The sequence below is a fragment of the Catenibacterium sp. RTP21428st1_D7_RTP21428_210409 genome (assembly GCF_040227455.1).
Taxonomy (GTDB): Bacteria; Bacillota_I; Bacilli_A; order Erysipelotrichales; family Coprobacillaceae; genus Catenibacterium; species Catenibacterium mitsuoka_A.
In genome coordinates this window covers 1-9,396 of sequence record NZ_JBEHVX010000088.1, presented here as the reverse complement: position 1 = coordinate 9,396, position 9,396 = coordinate 1, and the positions used below count along the sequence as shown (strand labels likewise).

At 33.7% G+C, this 9,396-nt stretch carries 8 protein-coding genes; all 8 read right to left on the bottom strand.

Annotation, left to right across the window (positions count from 1 at the left end; all coding sequences use genetic code 11):
• Positions 1 to 74: 74 nt before the first annotated feature.
• Positions 75 to 722, bottom strand: a complete 648-nt coding sequence (ppaX, locus tag ABUA27_RS10745; RefSeq protein ID WP_129982170.1) for a pyrophosphatase PpaX — start codon at positions 720 to 722, stop codon at positions 75 to 77.
• A 24-nt stretch (positions 723 to 746) separates the two neighbouring features.
• On the bottom strand, positions 747 to 1,805 hold the full coding sequence (gene hisC, locus ABUA27_RS10740; protein ID WP_129982169.1) for a histidinol-phosphate transaminase: 1,059 nt from the start codon (positions 1,803 to 1,805) through the stop codon (positions 747 to 749).
• Positions 1,805 to 2,581, bottom strand: a complete 777-nt coding sequence (locus ABUA27_RS10735; protein WP_129982168.1) for a Cof-type HAD-IIB family hydrolase — start codon at positions 2,579 to 2,581, stop codon at positions 1,805 to 1,807. The genes hisC and ABUA27_RS10735 overlap by 1 nt, the downstream gene beginning before the upstream one ends.
• Positions 2,582 to 2,682: 101 nt before the next feature.
• On the bottom strand, positions 2,683 to 5,799 hold the full coding sequence (locus ABUA27_RS10730) for a SpaA isopeptide-forming pilin-related protein (RefSeq protein WP_349820695.1): 3,117 nt from the start codon (positions 5,797 to 5,799) through the stop codon (positions 2,683 to 2,685).
• A gap of 135 nt (positions 5,800 to 5,934) precedes the next feature.
• Positions 5,935 to 6,738 (bottom strand): zinc ribbon domain-containing protein, encoded by an 804-nt coding sequence (locus tag ABUA27_RS10725; RefSeq protein WP_129982288.1) that lies wholly within the window; start codon positions 6,736 to 6,738, stop codon positions 5,935 to 5,937.
• A gap of 5 nt (positions 6,739 to 6,743) precedes the next feature.
• Positions 6,744 to 7,247: a thioredoxin family protein gene (locus tag ABUA27_RS10720; protein ID WP_129982289.1), complete on the bottom strand. Its 504-nt coding sequence runs from the start codon at positions 7,245 to 7,247 to the stop codon at positions 6,744 to 6,746.
• 77 nt (positions 7,248 to 7,324) lie between these two features.
• Positions 7,325 to 8,851: a 2,3-bisphosphoglycerate-independent phosphoglycerate mutase gene (gene gpmI / locus ABUA27_RS10715; RefSeq protein WP_349820694.1), complete on the bottom strand. Its 1,527-nt coding sequence runs from the start codon at positions 8,849 to 8,851 to the stop codon at positions 7,325 to 7,327.
• A gap of 74 nt (positions 8,852 to 8,925) precedes the next feature.
• Positions 8,926 to 9,396 (bottom strand): hypothetical protein (locus ABUA27_RS10710; RefSeq protein WP_238634620.1); only part of this gene is annotated, 471 nt, incomplete at its 5' end.

Here is a 9,396-nt window from a genome sequence, read left to right as displayed (position 1 = left end):
TTTTTTCTAAATTATTCAAACTTGTTTTTAAGTTTGTCTTTTTTTATACGTTTTGATTGATTTTTGTTTCACACTTACATCCTTTCTAGATAATCATATAAGTCATCATATGACTCCATCATATAATCTGGATGTTCATCAAGAAGCCCCTCTGTGCCTTTTAAAGACCAAGTGACTCCTATAGTCTTAATACCAGCATTCTTACCTGCTTGAATATCAGTCACATTATCGCCAATCATATAACCTTTATTCACATTCATTTTCTTCATTGCAGTCAATACTGCTTCTGGATGAGGTTTCCCATGTGTGACTTCATCACTTCCAATGACTATTTCAAAATACTGATCCAAGTGTGCACACTTTAATCCATATACAGCCGCATCCTTGAATTTTGTAGTCACAACAGCCATTCTTATTCCTTTCTCATGAAGTTTTTTTAATACTTCTGTTTCATGAGGGTATAGAGTAACATAATCATTATGCTTCTCATGATTATAAGCACGATAGATTTGTACTGCTTCATCTACCTGATCACCTGAAAAGAAACGTGCAAATGAATCTCTTAAAGGTGGTCCTAAGAATGAGAGAAGCTCTTCTTCTGATAATGTGTAATCAGGAAGAAGCTTTTTAAAAGTATATCTGAATGACTGGAAGATCAATTCATCGGTATTAAGTACTGTTCCATCTAGATCAAATAGAAGTACGTTATCTGTATTTATCATATCATTAATTGTTTCCTTATGTGTTTAAAATGCTTGAATAATTTCTCTGACAGCTTCTAGGAATGCATCCATTTCTTCATCGTTTCCAATAGTGACACGTAAGTATTGATTAATACGTGGGGCATTGAAATATCTTACAATAATATGTTTCTTTCTTAATTCTTTAAAAATATGTTCTGCATCATAATCATCATGATGAATAAAGATGAAATTAGAATAACTGTCAGTCATAGTAAAGCCCATTTCTTTAAGGGCTTTTTTAGTACGTTCACGTGTTGCGATAATCTTTTTCGCATGTTCTTTAATCACTTCACTGTCTTGAATAGAAGCTTCGCCAATCACCTGAGCGAGTGCATCAATTGGATATGAGTTGAATGAATTCTTTACATCATATAAATGTGATACAAGCTCTTTATTACCTAAAGCTACACCAAGTCTACTACCTGCAAGTGAACGGAATTTAGAGAATGTATGAATCACAAGTAAGTTATCATATTTCTTTAAGAGTGGTATGACTGTTTCTCCACCAAAATCAATATAGGCTTCATCAATCACAACAACACTCTCAGGATTATGTTTGATAATATCTTCGATATCATCTACAGACATAAGTTCACCTGTTGGCGCATTTGGATTAGGGAAGATAATTCCACCATTCTTATTAAAATAATCTTCTTTCTTAATCTTAAATGCATCATCAAGTGCCACTGTCTTATAATCAATATTAAACAGTTCACAATAAACAGGATAGAAAGAATAAGTAATATCTGGGAAAAGAATAGGATTCTGTCCGTTAAAGCATGTTAAGAATGTTAAGGCGAGAACTTCATCACTTCCGTTACCTAAAAAGACCTGATCATCTTCTAATCCATGATACTCTGCAATTAAATGTTTAAGCTTTGATGCATCTGCATCAGGATAGAGTCTTAGTTTAAATGGATCAAAAGATTGAATCGCTTCTTTGACTTTTTCTCCTGGTTCATATGGATTTTCATTTGTGTTTAGTTTGATAAGATTAGACATCTTAGGCTGTTCACCAGCCACATAAGGTTCTACATCTCTTAAATTATTTCTCCAGCTCACTATATTTTACCCCCTAGTATATCATCGATCATTTCATAGACATAACTATAAATATGATCTGCTTTTTCTTGAATATCATCATGTGCATAATTAAATGTACAGCCATGATCTCCTGCTTCAATCATTGAAAGGTCATTCCATGAATCACCTATTGTATAGGTTATCGCATTTGTTTTGTCCTTGAGATAAGTGACACCACTCCCTTTAGAACAGTTGTTAGGAACAATATCTAGGAAATAAAGATTAGGATGACATTCAACATCATCACCATATTTGTCTTCAATTCTTTTCTTAATGATATTAATTCTATCAGTCTGATTATCTTCCTGATTTAAGCTAATGATTTGAAATGAAGGACTTTTCTTCATTAATGTCATATAGTCGTCAGGAATAGGTATATTTCCCATATCACTATGTGCAAAAGATTGATGATTAAAACAACCATAACTATTCTTTCCATCACACATATGCACAAACATATTGGCATCTACTCCCCATTGTAGAATGTCAAGTCCAATTGATTGTTCTATATGTTTCTCATAGAGAGTTTCTTTATTGGAATCAAGGATTGCCCCACCATTGTTTAAAACAAGATAATCAAAAGGATAACCATCCTGCTCAAGGATTTTATTCATTTCTAATATATGACGTCCTGTACAATAAACAACTTGACCGCCTGCATCACGAAAACGTGTTAAGGCTTCTTTGTTTAAAGGTGAGATCTGTTCATTTTCACGATAAAGAGTTCCATCTATATCACAAAATACCATTTTCATAGTTCCACCCTCCTTAATTTCCCATTATATAGGAAGGTCTCAATAAAAAAAAGTCATATTAATAGAAAAAGACTGGAGAGAGATTTCTCCAGTCCTAAATATTAGCTTTCTTTCTTAATAAGAATGAAAATAATAGAAATCATTGAGACTAAACCTAAACCAATTATCATTAATAGATTTGTTGGATCACCTGTTTGAATGATTTCTATTGGTGTATTCTCATAATCAAATGTATATGTATCGCCCTTCACATTTTCATCAATGACGACCTTCTTGACTTCTGTAGATAAGTGGTAGCCAAATGGTGCTTTTGTTTCTTTGATATAGTATGTACCATATCTTAAATCTTTAAATGTTGCGCTACCATCTTTTGATGAGGCAGCAACCATACTATAAATACAATCAGGGTCTTTGTAAAGTGTGAATTCAAAGTCTTTATCTTTGATTAATTGTTTTGTCTTGGCATCCACCTTATTCACCTGGATATTCACTAATATCGGCTTTTCTTTGATTTCTAAAAATAAATCTTCTTCTCCAGAAACAGTGAATGCAGTATCTGTTACTGTTTGATATCCTCTAGGTGTCTTTGTTTCCTTAAGAATATATTCTTTACCTGCTTCTAGATGACTCACTGCATGAGCTTTACCATCAGTAATCCACTGATCAATGAGATTTCCTTCCATATCAAATACAGAGAACTGGGCATCTAATACAGGTTCTTCTGTTTCTTCATCTACCTTATTAATAATAATTTCAGCATCCTTCATGACTACTGTTTTGTTCTCATTAGACACTGTAAATGTGATAGATTCTGCTTTCGCATAACCATCAGGTGCTGTTGTTTCAATAAGTGTATAAGTTTGACCTTCTTTTAGTCCACTGACATAATGAGGAACATGAGTAGAAGTCCATGAATCTACTACATTATTTGATTCATCTCTTACTTCCAGTTGTGCGCCTTCTAATTCTTCTTTACCTGTAATTGTAGTTTTTGAAACTGTGATTTGTCCATCCTTCATTACATATGCTTCATTCTTCTTCTCATTAGATACAGTGAATGTGATAGATTCAGCCTTAATATAACCATCTGGGGCTGTTGTTTCAATAAGTGTATATTTCTTTCCTTCTTCAAGTCCACTTACATAATGTGCTTCTTCACTAGAAGTCCATGAATCTACAACTTTATTCAATTCATCTCTTACTTCTAGATGAGCACCTACTACTTCCTTCTCACCAGTTAAATCTGTCTTAGAAATCTTAACCTGTTTATCTTTCATTACAACTGCTTGATTCTTCTTTTCTTTAGATACAGTAAACTTAATAGATTCAGCTTTCACAAAGCCATTAGGTGCTGTGATTTCAGTTAAGATATAGTCATGTCCTTCAGTTAATCCTTTGATTGAATGAGGTTTATTAGTAGAAGTCCATGTATCAATAATCTTTCCATTCATATCTGTGACCTGCATCTTTGCACCTTTGATTTCATCTGTACCTGCAATATCTCTCTTAGATGCAGTAACAGTTGTATCTACAAAAGTCATAGAGAACAGCTTATCGCCAGTGATCTTAACATATTGTGTTTCATCAGATAAGACAAAGTTTTCTTTATTACCATCTTCTTGATCTGGTGCAGATAATTCTTTTACATAATATGAACCATATGGTAAATTACCAGATTTTGCGATACCTTTGTCATTTGTCTTAATAGACATCACAAGCTGACCTTTCTTATAAAGGGTATGACCGATATACATATCATTATTCGCATAAATACCAAATTCTCCACCCTTTAATGGATGATTATTTGTATCAGTCTTTAGTATTTCAATCTGTCCTACTTTTACTTTATCTTGAGATTCGACATGATTCCATACAATAGAAGTTGTCTGATCCTTGTAAGTAAGTTCTACTGTATAAGTTTGAGGATCTAAGTTATAACCTACAGGTGCTTTTGTTTCTTTTACTGTATAAATACCTAATACAAGATTATTTAATTGACCACGACCTGTCTTATCAGTCATGATTTTACCTACTTCTTTATTTTCTGAGTTATATACTGTATATTCAGCACCTTCTAATGACGCTTCACCTTGTACAAGTCCATCTGCATCAGATTTCTTTATAAGAATTTGTCCTGTAGGGGCTTCATCAGTAATAGTGACTTCTGATGTTTCTCCTGGATTAACTGTTGTGCTAAATGTTGCTGTATTCACTAAATATCCATGAGGGGCATTCTTTTCAGTAATGGTATATTCACCTACTAATAAGTTATCAAGTACTATTTCACCATTAGTGACTGTCACATCCTGATCAAAGTTATTACCAGTCACATGGAATATGGCACCATCTAATAGTTTTCCACCTACATCTGTCTTTCTAAGCTTTAATCTTCCAATCACTGCCTGGAACTGTGCATTCGCAAATGTAGTGACTTCTGGAGGAAGTGTATACCAAGTACTAATATGCTGGTATTTATTATTGCCATTATGAATAATTAATGGCGCAAAAGTGAAACCTCCTGACTTATAACCAGAATAGACTGGTCCTGTATAAGTCGCATCTGCTTCATAATGCATTGTATCTCCACCATAGATATCTACTGTTTCACCAGACTGGTTTCTTGTTTCATTGACTACCTTTGCTTTATTTGTACCAGTACTAATTGTGATATGATATCCATTAGGACCATTGAGTCTGACTGATTCTGTTTTCTGTACTCTCGCATTTTGATCATAGTAAGTACTTAACTCATTCTTACTAAATAAAAGATTATTCTGATTCAAAGGATCAGGTTTAGAAGTTGCATAATTATAGAAATCAGCAATCTTACCTTTTTTAAGTGTTGTATTAGAATAAGCATGAGAGAGTGCCATGGACATAATGACATTCTTTTCATCATCATTTAATCCATTCATACCATCCCATGTCTGATAACCAAACCATCCATAATACATAATCTTACGTATATTCGCATATTTAGGTTCTGTGCTTGTATAAAAATCACCGGACATTGTTTGATTCGATGGAGTTGTCTTCTTATGTTCAATACACCAGGCTCTTCTTCCATCGATTGTGAAATTACCTACAGTACTGCCATATGCAGTAGATTTACCATGCCATTCCATTTTATAGGATGCTGCACTGACACTTTGTGTAGTGATCCCTACTATCATAAGTAATGATAATAGAACAGCACCTATTCTTCTTACAATATTCATCTTGTTTCCCTTTCCACTAAATAAAAAAAGACATATATATGTCATGAGAGAATCTATATAAAACAGTACAATGACTGTAATTGGAGTTAAAAAAAGGGAAGCATGCATTATGCATACTTCCCTGAGGAATACTCGTTAACGAGCAAGAGAATGGTTTCCTTCTGTTTGTGCTTTAAATTGTGATTGGTACTTATTTCCCGGGTAAACGACTAGAGATACTTTACTATCATTGATATAAGCACCTAAGCCATAATGGCCTAAGAATTTTTTATTTGTTTCAAATTCTTCTTGTTTATTGTGGAAAGCTTTCATCAGCTTATTGTATGTAGGCTGATCAATCACTGATGTGATTAATTCTTTGTTGTCTTCCTGGAGAAGATCTTTGAAAGTTTTACAGTTATCTTTTGTGATTATTGTTTTAATAGAATCTGTCTTTGAACGATTATAAGTACGTTTAATCACAAGAGTTGTATCATCATTCAAAGATGTCTTACATGTAATAGTTGTATAGAGATCATTGTTGGAATAAACAGAATAATCGTAAGTAGCAGTAAATGTCTTACCGTACTGTTTTTCTAATGATTTCTTATAAGACTGAGCAGGTTTGATGAATGTTTCAGCATTAGAAAATTTCTTCTTAAATGCGCTAGAGGAATCAAAGTGATAGACTTCTTCTCCTTCTGATTTCTTTAATTCACCTAACTCATAAAGTTTTGACTGCTGGAAATTAGATGTAATTGACTTTCCTGTAAAGAACTGACTATAGAATACAATAGCCATAGGAAGCGCAATAGTAAGTAACATGATGACTAAATAACCTTTCATCATGCGACCTAGAATAGTTGTACTTCTAGGTGGATTTCTTCTTAAATCATAACCGCAATGTGGACAGAAGTGATCTGTGGGTCTGATATCTTTATGACAATGTGGACATTTCATAGTTATTACTCCTTAAAATAATGATTCATAAATACTTTGAATTCTTGAATGAATTCTTTTTTCTTTTTGATTTGTTGACTACGATCCTTAATCGCATAATAGTCTTCATCAAGATACTGATATTTACTTTGTACAGAACCCTTTGAGATGACTTCTAATGTGGGTGTCCAATTAAAATCAAATGTTTTATAGAGATTCTTATAGAACTCTTTTTCTTCTTTGGTGGCATCTTCTTTGAGTGATGCATCACGATATGCTTTGATATTGAGGTAATAAACACCTTCATTTGGATGCTTATTAAGATAGTCTTCAAGGATAGGTTTAAAGGCCTGACAGTCTCCACAATCAGGACGACCTAGATAAAGCATGAAAGAAACATCTTCTTTCATGAGTTTCTTTAATTCTGTATATTGTATCTCTTTAATACCTTTTACACTCTTTTTTTTAACTGAAGATGTACTACATCCTAAAAGTATTAAAGTAAGGCATAAAATGAGTAATTTCTTCATTTTCATTTCTCCTTTTCGACTATATTACCACAAATACAAAAAAAGCGAAACTAAGACGTCTCGCTTTAATAGTTCAATTATTTAATAAGGCATGTACCATCCATTTCTTCTGGGATAGCAAGTCCTAGAAGCTGTAACATAGTTGGAGCTAAGTCTCCAAGTTTTCCGCCTTCTTTTAATTCAAGGTGAGAGTTTGTTACGATTAAAGGTACATCGTTTGTAGTATGTGCTGTGAATGGGTTACCTTCTTCATCAAGAAGTCTTTCTGCGTTACCATGGTCAGCAGTGATTAACATAGTACCACCAAGTTCAGCAACCTTTTCGTATACTTCACCAACACAATCATCAACAACTTCAACTGCTTTGATAGCTGCAGGAATAACACCTGTATGACCAACCATGTCGCAGTTAGCGAAGTTAACGATGACTACATCGAATTCTCCAGAATCTAATTCTTCGATTAACTTATCTTTTACAAGGTAAGCACTCATTTCTGGCTGTAAGTCATAAGTAGCAACCTTAGGTGAGTTGATTAAGTCACGCTTAGCACCTTCGATTTCCTTATCTTCTCCACCATCAAAGAAGAATGTTACATGGGCATACTTTTCAGTTTCAGCAATTCTTAACTGCTTTAATCCCTGAGCTGATACATAATCACCAAATGTGTTAGTTAATTCTGGTAATGCGAATGCTACATGACCATTTACTGAATCAGCATATTTCATCATACATACGAAATAGATACCATTTCTCTTAGTTGCTGGTGTATATCCCTTATCTGCATAGAAATCAGGATTTGTCATAACAGTAGCAATCTGGATTGCTCTGTCTGGACGGAAGTTAGCAAAGATGACTGAATCATTATCTTCTACAGCACCGTCTACTGCTGAGTTATAACCAGGTACTACGAATTCATCAAATACTTCTTCAGTATAAGAATCTTTTACGAACTGTACTGGATCAGTGAAGCTGTTTCCTTTATGATCAACAATTGCTTCATAAGCTAAGTTAACACGGTCAAATCTCTTATCACGGTCCATTGCATAATAACGTCCAGAAATAGATGCGATTTCACCAACACCGATTTTCTTCATTTCTTCAGCAAGTTCACCAACGAAGTCTACTGCTGAATCAGGTGCTACGTCACGTCCATCTAAGAATGCATGTACATAAACCTTAGTTAAACCAGCATCTTTAGCAAGCTTTAATAAAGCATAGATATGTTCATTTGAAGAGTGAACTCCTCCGCTAGATAATAATCCCCAGATATGTAACTTAGAATCATTCTTCTTAGCGTTTTCTACTGCTTCTACAAATTTTTCATTTGTGAAGAAAGTACCTTCAGTAATTGCTTTATTGATTAAAGTAAGTGACTGATAAACAGTACGTCCTGCACCAATATTCATATGACCAACTTCTGAGTTACCCATCTGTCCTTCAGGTAAACCAACAGCGTTACCACAAGCTTTAATAGTTGTAGTTGGATACATTGCCATTAAATCATCAAGATTAGGTGTATTAGCAAGTTTTACTGCGTTACCATCTACTCTATCAGTTAATCCATAACCATCCATAATACATAAAACAATAGGTCTTTTTTTCATAACTTTTCATCCTCCGTATACTTCAAAGATAATAGCATTATCCACTTTGAAATTCAATAAGCATGATTTAAAAATTAGATATTTAAACCATAACTTTCTAAGATTTCTTCACCAAAGGAAATCAAACGTTCAACATCGATATCCTCTTCTCCTCTTTGTGAATAAACGATAATCATCTGTTCATGATACTCAAAGCGATTACAATGAATAAGCGCATTAATATCTTTGCTCATCTGAGGTAAATAGTTAATAAACTGATTTTCTTTCATCTTTCTTAAAAGAATACAATAATCTGCTAATGCAAGTTCTAGATGAAGAATTGTACGCATACGATCTTTATTAAGTACTGCTTCTTCAAGTATTCCTTCCTGTAAATCAATCTTTTTCATATGATTGAGTACAACTTTAACGTTAGAGATAGAACCATCCAACGCTTCCATATAACATTTCTCTTTGAGTTCTCTTTCCTTCATGATTTCCTCCATTTCCCCGCGCCTTCGTTGCGCGGACACAAATATATAACCAAACTCAAATCCACCAAAACT